The organism is Aeromonas sp. Marseille-Q7275, from assembly GCF_965119515.1.
In genome coordinates, this window is sequence record NZ_CBCPLW010000002.1 from 37191 (window position 1) to 54336 (window position 17146).

At 58.4% G+C, this 17146-nt stretch carries 16 protein-coding genes; 1 reads left to right on the forward strand and 15 read right to left on the reverse strand.

What is annotated here, in order from left to right:
* Positions 1-73: 73 nt before the first annotated feature.
* The 4 genes from ACWPWQ_RS02325 to ACWPWQ_RS02340 are packed head-to-tail and all read right to left on the reverse strand — an operon-like array spanning position 74 to position 4491.
* The gene (locus ACWPWQ_RS02325; RefSeq protein ID WP_454008918.1) at positions 74-2176 is read right to left on the reverse strand and encodes a prepilin-type N-terminal cleavage/methylation domain-containing protein; all 2103 of its coding nucleotides are present in this window, start codon (positions 2174-2176) and stop codon (positions 74-76) included.
* Between the two features lie 11 nt (positions 2177-2187).
* Positions 2188-3318, reverse strand: a complete 1131-nt coding sequence (locus tag ACWPWQ_RS02330; protein WP_454008919.1) for a PilX N-terminal domain-containing pilus assembly protein — start codon at positions 3316-3318, stop codon at positions 2188-2190.
* A 1-nt stretch (position 3319) separates the two neighbouring features.
* A complete protein-coding gene (locus ACWPWQ_RS02335; RefSeq protein ID WP_404837722.1) occupies positions 3320-3964 on the reverse strand; it encodes a PilW family protein in 645 nt (214 codons plus the stop codon).
* The gene (locus tag ACWPWQ_RS02340; RefSeq protein ID WP_454008920.1) at positions 3958-4491 is read right to left on the reverse strand and encodes a GspH/FimT family pseudopilin; all 534 of its coding nucleotides are present in this window, start codon (positions 4489-4491) and stop codon (positions 3958-3960) included. The genes ACWPWQ_RS02335 and ACWPWQ_RS02340 overlap by 7 nt, the downstream gene beginning before the upstream one ends.
* A gap of 93 nt (positions 4492-4584) precedes the next feature.
* Here ACWPWQ_RS02340 and ACWPWQ_RS02345 point away from each other — a divergent pair, with 93 nt between their 5' ends.
* Positions 4585-4962: a type IV pilin protein gene (locus ACWPWQ_RS02345; protein WP_404837720.1), complete on the forward strand. Its 378-nt coding sequence runs from the start codon at positions 4585-4587 to the stop codon at positions 4960-4962.
* A gap of 1 nt (position 4963) precedes the next feature.
* Here ACWPWQ_RS02345 and ACWPWQ_RS02350 read toward each other — a convergent pair whose 3' ends face one another.
* From ACWPWQ_RS02350 to ribF, 11 genes are all read right to left on the reverse strand, one after another.
* Positions 4964-5371, reverse strand: a complete 408-nt coding sequence (locus ACWPWQ_RS02350) for a type IV pilin protein (RefSeq protein WP_429110104.1) — start codon at positions 5369-5371, stop codon at positions 4964-4966.
* A complete protein-coding gene (locus ACWPWQ_RS02355) occupies positions 5368-8742 on the reverse strand; it encodes a pilus assembly protein (RefSeq protein WP_454008921.1) in 3375 nt (1124 codons plus the stop codon). The genes ACWPWQ_RS02350 and ACWPWQ_RS02355 overlap by 4 nt, the downstream gene beginning before the upstream one ends.
* 13 nt (positions 8743-8755) lie before the next feature.
* Positions 8756-9223, reverse strand: a complete 468-nt coding sequence (locus ACWPWQ_RS02360; protein WP_236661738.1) for a pilus assembly PilX family protein — start codon at positions 9221-9223, stop codon at positions 8756-8758.
* Between the two features lie 8 nt (positions 9224-9231).
* Positions 9232-10314, reverse strand: coding sequence for a PilW family protein (locus tag ACWPWQ_RS02365; protein ID WP_454008922.1), 1083 nt, complete (start codon positions 10312-10314; stop codon positions 9232-9234).
* Positions 10311-10724 carry a type IV pilus modification protein PilV gene (pilV, locus tag ACWPWQ_RS02370; protein ID WP_454008923.1) on the reverse strand — a complete coding sequence of 138 codons (414 nt, stop codon included), beginning with the start codon at positions 10722-10724 and terminating at the stop codon, positions 10311-10313. Before pilV ends, ACWPWQ_RS02365 begins: the two co-directional genes overlap by 4 nt.
* Complete coding sequence (locus ACWPWQ_RS02375; RefSeq protein ID WP_404837715.1) at positions 10721-11233, reverse strand: GspH/FimT family pseudopilin; 513 nt, start codon at positions 11231-11233, stop codon at positions 10721-10723. Before ACWPWQ_RS02375 ends, pilV begins: the two co-directional genes overlap by 4 nt.
* Positions 11234-11418: 185 nt before the next feature.
* Positions 11419-12354 (reverse strand): 4-hydroxy-3-methylbut-2-enyl diphosphate reductase, encoded by a 936-nt coding sequence (gene ispH, locus ACWPWQ_RS02380; protein ID WP_103859167.1) that lies wholly within the window; start codon positions 12352-12354, stop codon positions 11419-11421.
* A complete protein-coding gene (gene fkpB / locus ACWPWQ_RS02385) occupies positions 12354-12806 on the reverse strand; it encodes an FKBP-type peptidyl-prolyl cis-trans isomerase (RefSeq protein WP_319917968.1) in 453 nt (150 codons plus the stop codon). Before fkpB ends, ispH begins: the two co-directional genes overlap by 1 nt.
* The gene (gene lspA / locus ACWPWQ_RS02390) at positions 12803-13309 is read right to left on the reverse strand and encodes a signal peptidase II (protein WP_454008924.1); all 507 of its coding nucleotides are present in this window, start codon (positions 13307-13309) and stop codon (positions 12803-12805) included. The genes fkpB and lspA overlap by 4 nt, the downstream gene beginning before the upstream one ends.
* A complete protein-coding gene (gene ileS / locus ACWPWQ_RS02395) occupies positions 13309-16170 on the reverse strand; it encodes an isoleucine--tRNA ligase (protein WP_454008925.1) in 2862 nt (953 codons plus the stop codon). The genes lspA and ileS overlap by 1 nt, the downstream gene beginning before the upstream one ends.
* Positions 16170-17144 (reverse strand): bifunctional riboflavin kinase/FAD synthetase, encoded by a 975-nt coding sequence (gene ribF, locus ACWPWQ_RS02400; protein ID WP_025325710.1) that lies wholly within the window; start codon positions 17142-17144, stop codon positions 16170-16172. The genes ileS and ribF overlap by 1 nt, the downstream gene beginning before the upstream one ends.
* Between the last annotated feature and the right edge of the window lie 2 nt (positions 17145-17146).

A 17146-nucleotide genomic window follows, 5' to 3' on the forward strand; every position in this document is an offset into this window, starting at 1 on the left:
TGAATTCGAAAATGATGGGGAATGATAAAGAAAAGGCGCTGGCTGTGCCAGCGCCTTGGCTCCCGCAACAACTTCAGGGAGAGCAGGTCAGGTTTGCTGCGTTGGTGACACCGTTGTCCACCAGCAGGGTGCAGGGGCCGCTGATGACCTGGCCGCTGGCTGGCGGTGTCATGGGAATACTTAACGAACTCGGCTTCAGCAGGAAGGTCGTGTTGTTTCCCGAGTAGGAGAAGTTCACCACCAGAGTACTATTCTGTGCAGCCGTACAGGTATAGATGGCCGTCTGGTTATCACTGCTCGGCGCATCCACATGACAAGTGGCCCCGGATGTCGAGGTGCTGATGCCCAAGCTGCTGAAGACATTCTTCTTGCAGGCCTTGGGAGTGGGATCGTTGTTTTTTGTTTTCTCGAGACACTCCACCTTGCCCGTTACCGTCAACAAGGGTTGTGTCACCACGCCAGTGTCTATTTTCACTGCCAGTTCGGTACTGAGTGCCAAGCTTTGATCGCTTGGTGAAATCAGCGTAGCGGTGACCCCTGAATTACCCTGATAGACGGTGGCTTTTACCTTCACGCTCTGCAGCACCTGGCTACTGTCCTTGGTGGATTTCTTGGCTGCCAGATAGCCACGGCTATAGCTGCCGAAGTAGTAGTTATTGAGATCCACTATGGTATCGACCGGCTCATTGCTGACGGTGGCGTAGTCGGTAGCTGCCCCCGTCAACTGGCCATTGAGTGGGGTCATGGACCACTCCGCCAACATGGTCAGGTTGATATCCTGAAAAGGCACCTTTGCCAGATAGCCAGTGACATTGGTATCTATCCCGGTCAGATAGGTGGGGTTCAAAATATCGACATAGATGCCACGGGCAATCAGCTGGCGCGTACCGGTATTGATCGCGATCTCCGTAACCGCATCACCACCAGGCGCAACATTGGCAGGGGTTTGAAGCCATGTGGAAAAATCACTGATCGCAGGTGCGGTTGCCGTCGGGGTCGAGGTCCAGTTCAGGGTCTGTTTCTGCCAGTCGATATAGGTCTTGACCACATACTGGATGTAATTCTGGTAACTGACCTGATTGGCGGCCTTGGCCAAGAAATCCGAGGTGGTAACAATGACCTTGACCAGGTTCCAATCCGGGAGGGGGCGATAGTATCCATCCAGTCGCACAAACCGGCAAGCATCAACATAGGTGCCACTGGCCGCCACGGACAGTGCGCTGTTATAGCGCTGTCGACTGGTATTGAGCGGTGCATAGTAGCTGGTAAAACTCCCCCCCGAACCATCGAAATGATCCTTGCAGCAGCTTGTGCAGAGCGCTGGCTGGTTATTGCCGCTGACGGTCCCGGTCTGCTTGCTCTGCTGTGCACCTACTTTCCAGTAGAGCTGGTTGGTGGAAGTACTGTAGGCCTGACCCGGCAGAGAGGCACTCAAGGTTGAACCATAGGTACAGGCGCAGCTTACCGAGCTGATATCTTGCTGTATTTGCTGGGTATTCCCTTGATTTGCAGGCTGATACGTCACTGTTTCAAACTGTACTTCCTTGCCGACAGTGTTGTTTTTGGCCACCACTGTCGGAGAAGGTTTGCTGGTTTCCTGTCTGCTGCCGTTACCGAGATCGATGGAGATGACGTCCGGCGCCACCCCAGGGGTGTAATTTATCTTCGGCCCTGTCCGAGCGGTATCCAGCCCCCCACTCAACTGTTCCGCAGTCAATGATTCCGTAGGAGAGGCATAACCCGTAAGCGCGACCGAGGCGGTCACTCCTTCGCTGTTGGTCCAGCTCACCGTCGTATTGATCTGCTTTCGCCCAGGGTAGTTCAGCAGATACCCTGCAGGAGCCGTGTTCTGCCATGCAGAAGTAGCTCCGTTCCAATATTGGTTGGTCACTGTCCAGGCCAATGTGTAACTGTCACCAGACTGGCTCTTGGTCGCATTGCCACTCGTAATGGCCGAATAGGCAGTGAGCGGGGCCGTCGCCGTCACCAGACTGTTGAAATTACGAAATTCCTCAATCTTGGATTCCGCGAGTCGCATGGCAACTTCATACCGCCGCCCATCCTGGGAGGCCGTGAGGGCCGACTTCGACAGCATCACCAGGCCGACCACCCCCACCCCCAACACAACCAGGGTTACCAGTATCTCAAACAGGCCAAATCCTTTTTGCCGTTTCATTTGCTTGTCCTCTACCAGTCGCGCCAGCTACCTGGAACCTGCTTAAGAGTCTGAAAGGCGGCACCTGTCCTGATATTGCTCAGTGCAGCCTCATCATATTTCGCATCATAGGTACCATTGGAATTGCCCAGCTTGAAGTTGGCAGCCAGAGCGCCATTGACGATGGCTCCGCCGGTGAGTTTGATATCCGCGGTCGTAGTGGCAGGGTCGGAGGCGTAAGCGAACACCAACCCAAATAGCTGACGGTTACCATTGATGGTCAAGTTGCCATCTCGAATGATCAACACAACAGGGGCGGCCTGAGTACCAATATTGGACCCCGGACTACAATCACCGTCGACAATGATAAGCCCGGTTGTCGTCGGCCCCAGACCATTGCAGTTCGTGACTATCTGATTGGCCCTGGATTCGATGTTTGCCCAACCAGCATCATCGTCATTCTCATTGAACAAATACCACACCAGGTCGGTTGGAAAATCGGGGTCGCTATCCTTGATATCCGACTGCTTACTGCCCGGTTGGCTGATGTTGGCACTGCAGCCACCGGCGTAATCCCCCTGATGGCAGGTCTGGCCGGACCCCGTATTCAGATCTACATAATCATTGGTCCAGATGGACAGCGGCACTCCGGGCCCCCCTCCATTGGGATTGGCAACAACGGTAAAATTCCCCCCCACCGCCATGCCACCGGCAACGGTCAGAGGAGCCGCGGGGGTGCCTGCCAGCACGTTATTTTGCACATATTGTGCCTCGACCGCCGCCTGGGCCTGGCTGTCACTCAAATTGGCCACGGAACGAATACGGATGGGGGCAACGAGTGTGGTACTTCCCGCCACCACGGGAAAGGGGGTTATGCATTCGACTGTCAGGGTATAAGCCCCGCCTGCACCAGATGGAGAAAAAGAGTTCCCTGACCAAGCGGGCAGCGAAGAGGGACAAGATGAGCCTTCAGCAGAGAGGCGACCAAAGCCATAGGATAACCCCTGCTCTGCCAAGGCCATCACTTGACGATAGAGGGTTTCATTCAATGTGATGCGACGATCGGCCACCAGCAGCTTACCCACCAGCAGAGTGACTGCCAGCAGGATCAACAGCAGGATCAGTGTGACTGTGAACGTCGTAAAACCGGACTGGGTTCTCATATCAGTATCCGTCATTGCGCAGCTTGATATCCCGCTGCAAGTTCAACGTCAACGTCGTGTTGTCCTTGTAGCGACCCGATATATTGAGCTGGATGGCCCTGGCGCCACTCACCTGACTATTCGCCAACAAGCCGTAGGTGAGCTGAGTAACTTCTATGGTGTTATCGGTCGAGATGAGACTGCCACTGTCACAGGCAGGGCTGGCTCCCGTCGCCAGCTTGATTCCCTTTTCGGCACTGCTGTAACTGTAAACACGCGTTTCAAGACTGCTGGATGCGCTGTTATTCAGCACACCATTTTCATTGTCATCATAATTCACTCTAATACAGCGATAGAGCTTGGAACCTGTTGCCGTCTCATCCAGCAGGTCGACACTGGCATCGAAATAGAAGGGGGAAGGTGCAGCACCAGATACCAATCTGGTAGCGGTGGCAGCACTGGCATCATAGCCTGCCCGTTCTATATCGCGGGCTATCATATCGGTGATCGCCTGCATCTCCTGATTGAGGCGACTTACCTTCATGGCGGTACTATTGGCCCTGAGAATGGTCGCGAAAAGCGAGATCACCGTGGCCACCAGCAGCAAACCCGCCACCATGGAAACCATCAGCTCCACCAGGCTGAAACCTGCATGTCGCCTCAGCATGCTGGCACCCCGCTTACATTGCTGACGGCACAGGTACGCACCCGTCCGACATTATTGGTGACGACCCGCATGATATGGCTTCCAGATGAGATTTCAATGTTGCCCGCCGTGAGAGAGCCTCGGCGGGGAGAAATACTGAGGGGTCTGATATTGGTTGCCGACTCACTGTAACTCGCCACCAAGGTGATACCGGGAAACTCACTGGCATCTACCCCTTTTCGCCCCTCGATACTGGAACAAGCGTCGGCACAGCTATTGCAGCTACCATCGACATGGACCCGGTAACACCAGTTGCTCGCACCACTGTTAAAAAGGAGGAGATTGAGCGTCTGATTGCGTTTGACCGCCTCGGATTTGAGCAGCATGACATCGGTATAGATGGCCTGCGTCGCAGCCCTGACCATTTGCTCCTGTCGCAATGACTGGTAGCTGGGCAGGGCTACGACCAGCAGCAATGCAGCCACCGTCAATGCCAGCAACAGCTCAATCAGGGTGAAACCGGAAACACGTCCTACTGTGCGCATCATTTAGCTCAAGACTCCTTTCTTTTTGCCCATGCCAGTAGAGCCCAGCGTCAGTACTATTCTATAGTATCAAACCGTTTCCAGAGCACGCCGCCCATGAGAACCAAACAATCAGGTATTACCTTGCTGGAGCTGCTGGTCGTGGTGGCTGTCGTCGCCATCCTGGCGGCTGTAGCCTATCCGAGCTTTACCAATGGACTGCAAAAGTCCCGTCGCGCCGAGGCTCTCAAGGGACTGCTGAGCATGCAACTCAAGCAGGAAGAGTTTCGCATCTCCAATACAAGCTATAGCGGGACACCATCCCAAGTCGGTAACCCGGCAAGCGATTACTACACCTTCACCATCTCTGGCGCTACCGCCACGGTTTATACTCTGATAGCCACCGCCAAGGGCAGTCAGAGCAACGATGCTGGTTGCACCATATTGACCCTCAACAAGGCCGATACCAAGACGCCATCTGATTGCTGGAAGTGAATCACCAGCAGTCAGCCGCAGTGAATGATGCGCCCGAGACGGTTTGCCGCCCCGCCTGATCCACTATCAGCACACCGCAGTTGTCTCCGTTCATGCCCCCCGTTGGCGTCGCGCTGAGGGTGAAAAGACCGCCACTGGCACTGACGGCCAACTGGTAATAGGCAGAGCCACCCTCTCTCGGCAGGGTGCTGAGCCCGGCCGACGCAAGACTGGCCGAGCCATAGTCTCCCGTCAGGGTGAATTCCCGCTCCATGTATTGGGCCGCTTCCATCAGGGCGGCTCTCGCCTCCGCTCTGCGTGACGCCGCGATATGCTCCTGATAACTGGGGTAGGCGATGGCCGACAGGATCGCCACCACCACGACCACTATCATCAGTTCCAGCAGGGAAAATCCCTTGGGCTGTTTCATTCCAGTTGAATCCAAGACTGCCTGCCTCCCAGCTCACCCGCCCCCTCCTCCAGCGTCACCGACACATTGCCGCTGGAACCGCTCATGTATTTACGCTCAACCTCACCATCTTCCACCACGCTAGGGGTCGTCGTCAGCTCATCAAACTGCTTGCCACTGGCGGGCACCTTGGTGGAGCCCCCGTTACCGTCCGGCACGTCGACATAGTCATCATCATTGACGGCATTATCGCCATTGACATCGAATACCGAGTAAGTGAGGCGAGCCCCCGAGAAGGGCTCAATCTCCATCAACCAGGATCGTCCTCCGAAATCACAGGCGTCGGATGAGGGGATGAGAGTGTTGAAGATCAATCGCTTGTGACGATACATCATTTCTGCCACCTGACGCTCACCCACGCCCTTGGAAAGTCCTGGCGAAATGAGCTTGAGAAACCACCCCTTGCGAGCGCTGTAGTCCACCGCACTGTTGGAAACGACCCGTACATTGAACTTGCGAGTAGTGCCATTGGCTGCCAGCTCGTTGGTGATGGACTGACTCTGTAGCTGGCTGGCCGTAATGGTGCTGGTCTGGCCATCGGCATCCCAGATGCCATATACAGCGTCCACCCGCGGCGTACTCGGCAGGCTTTTATCATCGTTGGTAAAATAACTTCCCGTCCCGAACAGGACCATCACCCCACCATTGGGATGTCGAAGTGCCAGTGGTCGAACCGTGATGGGCTGGCGTGTCGTCGCCGAACAAGTACCGTCACATGCCTGATACAAAGGCGCCGGAACCTGATTTCTGCCACTCCCGCTCGTCAGCGCTACAGCCCACTGGTTGCTGTTGTTGGCTGTCAAATCGAACTTCCACAGATTGCCCTGCAGATCGCCGGCATAGACGTAATCGATCAGCTTGTCCCCGTCCACATCCACTGGCAAGGGGCTCGACAGGCCATTTGGGGCTGAATTGGAGCCAACCTCTGTGCTCAATTCCTTTATAAGGGAGCCATCCGCCAGATCGATCACAAACAACCTGGCTATCTGGCTCTGACTGTTATAACCATTGGCCACCAACGCCACCCACTTGTTACCCGCCTTGACCCTTCCCAGGGTCGGCACCGAGAGCGCCACCCCCATCTCGGCATTGCTGCTGGCGTTGAATTCCCACATCACATTGCTGGCCACCATATCGGCAGGGTTCGTCACGTTGATGGCGAACACCGCCTTGCCACCTGCCCCTGTGCTGCCCAGCAGCACCGTCTTCCAGTCACCATTCAGATAGGCATCCCCCACCTTGGGCGAACCATCCACATAGTAGCGGTGGGCATAGCCCGTTTGGGTCAAAGGCGCCAACCCCCCAAGCAGGGATACAGGAACGTAGGCCATGGTCTCTACGCCGTCGCTGGCCCTGAAGCCATGCAGCATACCGTCATTAGCCCCGACATAGAGCATCGGCGGGCGGCCGATCACCAGAGTCGAACTCAGGAAGGCGGCATATCTCTCCCGCTCGGTTTGAGTCAGCCCGCTGGCCGCGCCATAGCCATAGTCCTGACGCCCCACATAGACGGGATCCGAGTTGATGATATCCCCCAGAATGGTGCTGCGGTCTCTGAAGGATCCCCCTCGCCCCTGCTCGCCGCTGCGATCACCACGTAGATAATTCACTCTTGACTCACCAAGAGAGTCTCCTCCTACGGCGAACAGGGCTCTGTTCGCTATGTTGAGAGCCCCCCAAGTGAAGTCGATGCCACTCCCCCCCTGCAGAGTGAAGATGCGGCGCTCGTCGGGTTCTGGCAGTTCAGCCGCTGCATCCCAGGCTTGTCCCCCCAAAGCGCCACTGTCATCGAGCGGGATGGCAATGAGTTGACCTGACCAATCCCCGCTGTTGTAACGGGCTTGATAGATATGGGTATTGCTGTCGAGCCGAGTGGCATTGGCCGTCACCGAGCTAGCCGAGCTGGTACGCGATGCGATTTGGGCCAGTGTATTGCCGAGCGCGGTAGCGAAGGTGGTGGGATCGGCGGCACTGAAAAATCCTCCCTTGCTGTTGACTGCGGCATGCCAGAGGTCATCCACTTTTCTGGCGTCGGAACCGTAAGGGTTGGGCCAGCTAGCTGGCATCCCGTTGGCGGGATTCAATGTGCCATTCACTCCCAATCCCACGGTGAAGTTGACCAGATGCTGCCAATTCGCCGGATCTGCCGTGCTGGTCGGAACCTTGTTGACCAGGTCGGTGCGCAAATCCGTCTTCCAATAGTTGAGGGATACGTCGGCCAAGGTGTCGGCCGTTCCGTCCTTGTCCAGATCACCGACCACAGGGTTCGGATTATAAGAACGCCCCTCGCTCCAGTAGCCGTCTGTCATCAGAATATTGTAACTCTGTCGACAGGTCAGATGCGCTGCAATACTGCCCGCACTGGTTGCCCAGGGGCCATTGTTGTCCGTGCGGGAAAAATAATTTCCCACATCCTGGAGACTGGTCCGCAGCGGCGTGTAATGGATGCCATTAAATTTGCCGTTATAGAGGTCCGTGAAGAAACCAGTGCGCTGGGAGCCGGTAAATGGCGCCACATTGCGCAGCATGGTACTGCCGCTATTGATGGTGGTGAATCCCACCCGGATGGTATTGCCCTGGGTTGCGAAGGCGCGCCCGATCCCTGCCCTAGCTGCCAGGATCCTGGATCGGTAATAGGTATACCAGTTGGCAAAGTTCTGGATCTCTTCGGCATAAGTGCAGACAGGAGCACTCTTGCAATCGCTGCGGTTGGGCCGGTTGTCATAGGTGCTGCCCGACTTGATCTCAACCCGGGTATAGCTGCCAGCCTTCCTCACGTCGCCACTTCCCTTGTAGGCAAAGTAGATGGCTGGCCAGAATGTCTCTTCCGCATTTCTGTTGTAATCGGCGGAAAAACTGGTGTAGTAGTTTGCCCGCAGCTTGTTGTTCTTGGTCAAATCGCGGCAACCTGCCATCGTATTGGTCGGGTTATGTGGCGCACAACTTATATTGGCATTCACCATCAGGGATCCATCCGCATTGGCCCAGGGGCGATAACTCAAGGATGGGTTGTAATAGAGTTTGTTGTTTTGGCTCGACCGGCTATAGGCATTGAGGTCATTGGTAGCGGCGAACGTAACCGTGCTGTTGCTCCAGTCATAACTGCCATACACCTCATCGGCTCTTGGATAGATGAAAAACACGTTGAGGTTGGATGGCACCAGCTCTTCCGGCATCACCTCGGAGAGCATCGAACTCGAGTTGTCCAGGGTGAACATGATGTTGGGCTCGGCACGGGTGCCGAGATAGAGGGGGGTCTGGGCGATATCGAGTGCCCCCTGAGCCGTCAGCACTGGCAACAGTCCCAACAGCATCCATGCTGATCTACGCATCCTCGCTCCCCTCCTATCGACTGTAGGTTGACTGCAACAGCACGAAACTCTCGTTCGACAGACCATATCCCCTGGCAGTGATGCGGTAGAGGCGACGCTCACCCTGAGGTTCGTCCGCAGCCAGATTCTCGTTTAGGCTCTGGGTATAGGGCAGCCGCTCTATGAAATACTCGGGTGATGGCCCCTGACCACCAGTATTGTGGCTGCGCCATGAAGTGGCCGATGCCAGCGGATCCATGGCAGTGTCTACCAACTCATAGAGTCCATCGCTGTTGTCGAAGGGCCCAGCAGTTCCGCCTTCGATATAACGTTCAGCCCCCCGTAGCGCCGCCTCGGCCGCCTGGAATGCCTGCAGGCTCTCCTGATAATTCCCCGCCATCTTCTCCTGCAGCACGCCCCCACGCATGGCGGCCATCGCCAGCAGGCTCACCACCGTCAGGAAGATGAGGCTCAAGATCAATACCATTCCTCGTTGCCGCATCGTGTCTCCTAGGGAACCCTGTTACGCAGCGCCACCGTGGTTTCGGTTGCCCAGTACCAGTGGCTGTCCGCGCTCTGGAAGGTACCGCCAGCAAAGCTGACCGATTGAGGCGATGAGAGCACACCACCCTGACCGCTGCGAAGCAACAGGGCGATCCCGACACTCATCACATTGTCCCAGTTGCTCACTGATCCCGCTGTCACATAAGTATCGGCGGCGCGATCCCTATTGCGATCCTCACCATAGGTGAGCTGCAGATCGGCTATCCCGTCCACCACAGGCGTGCCAGCGGAGCTACCGCTCTTGCGATAGAGGGTCCAGGGACGATCAGCGGCGGGGCGGGCAATGTAGTAAAGCCGAGTCTCCAGTCGGTGAAGCAACGAACCCGGGCCAAATCGCTCCTCGGCAGGGGCGCTGTTCCCTCCCCAGGAGCTCACCGTATTGCCTGGGACATAGCTGTTGCTGTTGGAGTGGTTGATATTGATCTCTCCCCCCGCGGCCTGCACATTGGTGATCTGGAAGACCCTCGCCTTCTGGCAGTCGGACACCATGACGATGTCGCCCTCGCAAAAATCACTGTAAGCAGGCTTGTTGGGCGCACAGTAGTTGGCTTTGGTCGACAGCAGTTGGGCAAACAACTGGGCGGCACTGTTGTTGCGGATCACGGGCACTCCGCTCCCGACCGGGCTCTGGATCAGCAGCAGATCACTGCCGCTGCGCGGCTTGGGTTCCCCTGCCCCGAACAACCCGGAGATCGCGGTGGGCAAGGTGCTGCCCAGGTTGTCATAACCACGGATCCGGATGCGAAAGTCATAGGGGGTTGTCGTCGCGCTCAGGGTGCTGGTAATGGTCACCCCTTGCTTGCTGATGCATCCCAGATACCCAGCCAGTCGCAGCTCTTTTTGCATCAGATTGAGAGCGAAGCGACTCTCCTCCTGTACCCGGGCGACCGCCTCAGTGATCAGAAAAGTACGGTGATTGCCCAGAAAGACCTGGATGATGACCCCAATAGTGAACAGGGAGAGCAGCAGGGCAATCATCACCTCTACCAGACCTACACCAGCCTGGTGATGCCTCGATGCGGTCTTCACAACTCAGTCCTCACTATCAAGGCCTGTTGGGCAGGTTCACCCGCCTGACGGCCCCCTTGCCACTGCACCCTGATGGTGGCACGCCCCTGGCTGACCACCACGGCCCCATCCCCCTGCGGTAAGGAGGCGAGTGTTTGCTTCCAGTATTGAAGGTCCGCCACGGCCGCCGTCGCCCCTGACGCGCTCTCACCCAGTGCGATATCGTACTGACCGGCCAGGGCGGCGCTGCGGTTGGCCCGCATCAGATCGCCGATCAAGCTGGCGTACTGGGTCGCTTCGGTCTTGCTCAGCGCCGACTGGTTGCTCTTTAGCGCCTGTAACTGGAGAGTGGCCATACCGAGAATCCCCACCGACAGCACCAACACGGCGATCATGACCTCCAGCAGCGAAAAACCGCTATCGCGCGTCACATGCATGTGACCTCCTCAACCGACGGGTGACCTGTCCCATTGATGCTGATACTGCGCCCGCTCACTCCGGCACAGGAGGATGGCGTGAGACTGAAGACATGTCCCTGAGGAGTGCGGCCATCGAGAAAGCCATTGCTGGTGAAACGCAGCATCGCAGTGTCACTGGTCAAGACGTCTCCCCCGAGCGAGCCAAACTGGCGGATCAGTTCCCCGCCATCCAGACTGCCGTTGCCATTGTTATCACTCCACACCTGCCATCCCCGCTCCCAATGCAAGGCCGTGTTGCCAGCCTGCGCCGACAATAACACGCTGCGATTGCGCCGGACCGCCTCGCTGCGTGCCAGTTGTACGGAAGCCACGAACTGATTCGCCTGCGTCGTCAGGCTCATGTTCCTGATCAAGGAGTGAAAGGAAGGGACTCCCAGCGTCAGCAGGATAGACAAGAGTGCTATGGTGACCATCAGCTCGATGAGCGTGAAGCCGAGAGGCGCAAACGTCCTGTTGTGCACCGTGCCAAACCCTCCTTCAGTTCCATCCATGGTTGGGGGCGGTATTGGTGAGATAGAGACAGTCTAAACAGTGTTGTCGGTGTTGGTAATTGCAACTACGGGTTCAAACGAGAAGTTATGATGGTTTTATATACAAGGTATGGGAGCTTGATCACAAAAATGCCGGCACAGGGCCGGCATGTCAATCAGAGGATACGCAACTCGGGCGGCACCTCGAAGACCACGTTCTCTTCGCGACCCGGGTGTTCGGTCACTATCTTGCCGCCCAGCTCACGCAGACGGGCGATGACATTCTGAACCAGCACATCGGGAGCAGAGGCCCCCGCCGTCACCCCGATACGCTCGACCCCTTCCAGCCAGGGGGATTCAATCATGGAGGCATCGTCGATGAGGTAGGCTCGCGCCCCCACCTTCTCGGCCAGCTCCCGCAGGCGGTTGGAGTTGGAAGAGTTGCGAGATCCCACTACCAGCATGGCATCCACCAGCCCGGCCATCTCCCTGACCGCATCCTGACGGTTCTGGGTGGCGTAGCAGATGTCATCCTTGCGCGGCCCCTGGATCTTGGGGAAGTGCTTGCGCAGCGCATCGATGACGTCCGAGGTCTCGTCCACGCTCAGGGTGGTCTGGGTGACGAAGCAGAGGTCATCCGGGTTCTTCACCTTGAGCCTGGCCACGTCCTCCGGCGTTTCCACCAGATACATGCCCCCTTCCGGATTCTCGTACTGCCCCATGGTGCCTATCACCTCGGGGTGACCGGCGTGACCGATGAGCACGGCCTCGGAACCCTTGCGGCTGGCGCGATGAACCTCCATGTGCACCTTGGTCACCAGCGGACAGGTGGCATCGAACACCTTGAGGGCGCGGGACTTGGCCATCTCGCGCACCGTCTTGGCAACGCCGTGGGCGGAGAAGATGACGATGCTGTCGTCCGGCACCTCGTCGAGCTCCTCGACGAAGACGGCCCCCGCCTCTTTCAGCTTGTTCACCACATAGCGGTTGTGTACCACCTCGTGACGGACATAGATGGGGGCCCCGAACTTCTCCAATGCGCTCTCGACGATGCTGATGGCACGGTCGACACCGGCGCAGAAACCACGGGGGTTAGCCAGCAAAATATCCATCAGCTCACCTTTTCCTCATCATCCACACCCAGGATCTCCACCTCGAAGGTGACGGTGTGGCCCGCCAGCGGGTGGTTGAAATCGACCGTGACCGACATCCCTTCCACCGCCCGTATGATGCCCGGTAGCTCGCTGCCATTGGGCTGATCGAACAGGATGATGGTGCCGACTTTTGGCTCCACATCGGAACCAAACTTGGCTCTGTCCAGATGATAGATGTTGTCGGGATTGGAGTGGCCGAATGCCTGCTCGGGCGCCAGCGTGAAGCTCTTGGCCTCTCCCTGTTGCAACCCCAGCAGACACTGCTCGAAGCTCGATGTCAGGCTGCCGTCACCCATCCGCAGGCGGGCCGGTTTGCCGTGCAACGCAGTGCTGTCGGCCACCGAGCCGTCTTCCAGCTTGATGGAGAAGTGAAACAGCACGCTGCTGTCAGCGCCTATGGCCTGGCTCATGCCGCCTCCTTCTGCTTTTCGGAGCGGAAGCCTTCCAGCACTATCATGGCGGCGCCGATGAAGATGAAGCTGTCCGCCAGGTTGAATGCGGGCCAATGGGAGCGCTGCCAGTAGAAGTCGAGGAAATCGACCACGTGGCCCAGCACCAGGCGATCAAAGACATTGCCAAGGGCGCCGCCGATGATGAGGGAATAGGCGACGCCACTCCAGCGCTGGGTGACCGACTGCTTGCGCAGCCAGTGGATCAGCAGGCCACAGATGGCAAACGCCAGGACCGCGAAGAACCAGCGCTGCCAGCCCCCCTGATCGGCCAGGAAGCTGAACGCTGCGCCCTTGTTGTAGACATGTACCAGGTTGAAGAAGGGGGTGATCTCCACCCCCGGATAGCCAAACGGCAGCAGCTTGACCACGGCGAGCTTGCTCGCCTGGTCCAGTACGAAGGCCAGCACAGCCAGCCACAGCCAACGCAGGCCGGTTTTTTGAGTGTCTTGAGTCATGTTCATCAGGCAAATTGACGCGTTTCGCCGTCACCCTCGACGTTGGTGACGCAGCGGCCACAGATCTCTTCGTGACCGGCTATGGTGCCTACGTCTTCCACATGGTGCCAGCAGCGGTCGCACTTGGCGGCAGCAGACTGGGTCACGTTCAGCCACAGATCATCGCGCTCGGTCACAACGGCACCTTCCGGTGCTGTGTCAGCCACCACCACCTTGGCCTTGGAGGTGAGCAGCACGAAGCGCAGCTCATCGGCCAGGGCATTCAGGCGCTTGGCCAGCTCGGGCTTGGCGAACAGGGTCAGCTCGGCCTGCAGGGAGCCACCGATGCGCTTCTCACCACGGGCGGCTTCCAGTGCCTTGTTCACTTCACCGCGCACGGTGAGGATCTCGGCCCAGAAATCGTCGTTCAGCACTTCGCCCGCTTCCAGCCCGAACAGGCCGTCGTACCACTCTTCGGTGAACACGAACTCACCGCGCTCACCCGGCAGCAGAGCCCAGATCTCGTCGGCGGTGAAGCTCATGATGGGCGCCATCCAGCGCACCATGGCCTCGGCGATGTGATAGAGGGCGGTCTGGCAGGAGCGACGGGCCAGGCTGTCTGCCTTGGCGGTGTACTGGCGATCCTTGATGACGTCCAGATAGAAGGAGCCCATCTCGATGGAGCAGAACTGCATCAGCTTCTGGGTCACGCCGTGGAAGTTGTACTCGTCGAACGCAGCCATGATCTCGGCCTGTACCGCCTTGGCACGACCCACGGCCCAACGATCCACCACTACCATGTCGGCCGGTGCCACCATGTCGGTCGCCGGATTGAAGCCGTTCAGGTTGGCCAGCAGGAAGCGGGCTGTGTTGCGGATACGGCGATAGGCATCGGCGGAGCGCTTGAGGATCTCGTCGGAGACCGTCATCTCGCCGGTGTAGTCGGTGCTCGCTACCCACAGACGCAGGATGTCGGCGCCCAGCTTGTTCATCACGTCCTGCGGACTGACCACGTTGCCGATGGACTTGGACATCTTGCGGCCCTGGCCGTCCACGGTGAAGCCGTGAGTCAGCACCTGGTTGTAGGGAGCCTTGTCTTTCATGGCCACGCCGATCATCAGGGAGGACATGAACCAGCCACGGTGCTGGTCAGAGCCTTCCAGATACATGTCGGCCGGGTTGCCGTTGAACTCGGGACGGGCGTCGACCACGGAGGAGTGGGTCGAACCTGAGTCGAACCAGACGTCCAGGGTGTCTGGCACCTTGTCATACAGGTCGGCGTCGCTGCCCAGCAGCTCGGCCTTGTCCAGATCCCACCAGGCCTGGATACCGGACTGCTCGACCCGCTTGGCCACCTCTTCCATCAGGCGCACGGATTCAGGGTGCAGCTCCTGAGTCTCCTTGTGTACGAACAGGGAGATGGGCACGCCCCAGGTACGCTGACGGGAGATACACCAGTCAGGACGGTTCTCGACCATGGCCTGGATACGGTTCTTGCCCCAGGCCGGCACCCAGCCGCTCTGGCCGTGTTGTTTGATACCATCTTTCTCGATGCGCTCGATCTCTTCCAGCGCGCGCTTGCGCAGCCCCTTCTGCTCCATGCTGATGAACCACTGGGGGGTGGCACGGAAGATGATCGGAGTCTTGTGACGCCAGCAGTGCGGGTAGGAGTGGTTGAATACCTTGTGGTGCAGCAGGGCACCGCGCTCGGTCAGCACCTCGACCACGGCCGCATTGGCCTTGAACACGTGCTGGCCGGCAAACAGCTCGGTATCCGGCAGGTAGACGCCGTTGCTGCCCACCGGGTTGGCCACTTCCAGACCGTACTTCTGACCGACCACGAAGTCTTCCTGACCGTGGCCAGGGGCGGTGTGCACGGCGCCGGTACCGGCATCCAGGGTGACGTGATCACCCAGCACCACAGGCACGTCGAAGCTGTAGAAGGGGTGGCTGAAGCGCAGCAGCTCGAGCGCCGCGCCCTTGGCATAGCCCAGATTGTGGAATTTCTCGATACCGGCGCGGTCCATCACGTCCTTGACCAGCTCGGCGGCCAGGATCAGGCGCTCGGGGTTGTCACCCTCCACCTGTACCAGGGCGTAGTCCAGGTCCGCATGCATGGCGATGGCGCGGTTGGCCGGCAGGGTCCAGGGGGTGGTGGTCCAGATCACGGCAGAGAGCGGGCCACGGCCGGTGTGACCTTCGGGGCAGTCGAACTTGGCGGCAACGCCCGCCTCGTCGACTGCCTTGAAGCGCACGTCGATGGAGGGGGAATTCTTGTCGTAGTACTCCACTTCGGCTTCCGCCAGCGCGGAGCCACAGTCGGTACACCAGTGCACCGGCTTGGAACCCTTGTGCAGGTGACCATTGGCGACGATCTTGGCCATGGAGCGGATGATGTTGGCTTCGGTGCCAAAGTCCATGGTCAGGTAGGGGTGTTCCCAGTCACCCAGCACCCCTAAGCGGATGAAGTCGGTCTTCTGCGCTTCGATCTGGGTCTTGGCGTATTTGCGGCACTCGGCGCGGAACTCGGCGGCGGAGACCTTCTCCCCCGGCTTGCCGACCATACCTTCCACCTTCAGCTCGATGGGCAGACCGTGGCAATCCCAGCCCGGCACATAGGGGGAGTCGAAGCCGGAGAGGCCCTTGGACTTGATGATGATGTCTTTGAGGATCTTGTTGACCGAGTGACCGATGTGAATGCTGCCGTTCGCGTAGGGAGGGCCATCATGCAGAATGAAAGAAGGCTTGCCCGCTTTGGCGCGGCGAATGGCGCCGTAAAGATCCTGATCGTACCAACGCTTGAGCATGTTGGGTTCGCGCTTGGCCAGATCGCCACGCATCGGAAACTCGGTTTCCGGCAGATTCAGGGTGTGTTTATAGTCGCTCATCAGTCCTGGGTTCCCTTCTTTTCTAAAAGAGTGCTGGGTAAATTGAATGGTGGCAGCCCGAACCAGGCTCGGGCCGCCAGGGCATCTCGTTCGATCTGCTCTTTCAAGGCGGTGAAAGAGGCAAACTTCTGCTCTTCGCGCAGCTTGTGGCGAAGCAGCACCTTGACCTGCTGACCGTATAGATCACCAGAAAAATCAAATAGATGTACTTCCAATCTGGCTTGTGTACCGCTCAAGGTCGGCCGTACACCCACATTGGCGACACCGGGGAAGGTCTTGCCGGAACATAACACTTCCACCGCGAACACGCCACCGACCGGGATCACCTGCCGTTTGAGCGCGAGATTGGCGGTAGGAAAACCTATGGTGCGCCCCAGCTTGTCGCCGTGGGCCACCCGGCCGCTGATGGCATAGGGGCGGCCGAGCATCAGCTCCACCTCCGCCATCCGCCCTGCCTTCAAGGCCTCGCGCACCAGGGTGCTGCTGACCCGCTGGCGTTCGACCTGGAAGCTCTGGGTGCTGATCACCTCGAAGCCGAAGCGGTGGCCCGCCTCCTCCAGCAGGTGGAAGTCCCCTTCCCGCCCCTTGCCGAAGCGAAAATCATCGCCCACCACCAGGTAGTGCACACCGAGTTTCTCCACCAGCAGCTGCTCGATGAAGGTGCTGGCGGCCTGCTCGGCGAAGCGGTGCGTGAACCGCACGCAGAGCATGCGATCTATCTGCATCCCCTTGAGGGCTTCGTACTTCTCTCGCCAACGGCTGAGACGGGCAGGGGCGGCGTCCCCCGCAAAGAGCTCAAGGGGCTGCGGCTCGAACAGCATGACGCAGGCGGGCAGGCCAAGCTGGGCGGCTTTCTCCTGCAAGCGGGCCAACACCGCATGGTGTCCCTGATGAACCCCATCGAAGTTGCCTATGGTCAATACACAGCCCCGGTGACGGGGCTTGATATTGTGAATGCCGCGAATGAGCTCCATCA

Excerpts from the sequence above, each read along its gene's own strand:
- ACWPWQ_RS02325 (WP_454008918.1), bottom strand. The coding sequence starts at position 2,176 with ATGAAACGGCAAAAAGGATTTGGCCTGTTTGAGATACTGGTAACCCTG.
- ACWPWQ_RS02330 (WP_454008919.1), bottom strand. The coding sequence starts at position 3,318 with ATGAGAACCCAGTCCGGTTTTACGACGTTCACAGTCACACTGATCCTG.
- ACWPWQ_RS02335 (WP_404837722.1), bottom strand. The coding sequence starts at position 3,964 with ATGCTGAGGCGACATGCAGGTTTCAGCCTGGTGGAGCTGATGGTTTCC.
- ACWPWQ_RS02340 (WP_454008920.1), bottom strand. The coding sequence starts at position 4,491 with ATGATGCGCACAGTAGGACGTGTTTCCGGTTTCACCCTGATTGAGCTG.
- ACWPWQ_RS02345 (WP_404837720.1), top strand. The coding sequence starts at position 4,585 with ATGAGAACCAAACAATCAGGTATTACCTTGCTGGAGCTGCTGGTCGTG.
- ACWPWQ_RS02350 (WP_429110104.1), bottom strand. The coding sequence starts at position 5,371 with ATGAAACAGCCCAAGGGATTTTCCCTGCTGGAACTGATGATAGTGGTC.
- ACWPWQ_RS02355 (WP_454008921.1), bottom strand. The coding sequence starts at position 8,742 with ATGCGTAGATCAGCATGGATGCTGTTGGGACTGTTGCCAGTGCTGACG.
- ACWPWQ_RS02360 (WP_236661738.1), bottom strand. The coding sequence starts at position 9,223 with ATGCGGCAACGAGGAATGGTATTGATCTTGAGCCTCATCTTCCTGACG.
- ispH (WP_103859167.1), bottom strand. The coding sequence starts at position 12,354 with ATGGATATTTTGCTGGCTAACCCCCGTGGTTTCTGCGCCGGTGTCGAC.
- fkpB (WP_319917968.1), bottom strand. The coding sequence starts at position 12,806 with ATGAGCCAGGCCATAGGCGCTGACAGCAGCGTGCTGTTTCACTTCTCC.
- lspA (WP_454008924.1), bottom strand. The coding sequence starts at position 13,309 with ATGAACATGACTCAAGACACTCAAAAAACCGGCCTGCGTTGGCTGTGG.
- ileS (WP_454008925.1), bottom strand. The coding sequence starts at position 16,170 with ATGAGCGACTATAAACACACCCTGAATCTGCCGGAAACCGAGTTTCCG.
- ribF (WP_025325710.1), bottom strand. The coding sequence starts at position 17,144 with ATGGAGCTCATTCGCGGCATTCACAATATCAAGCCCCGTCACCGGGGC.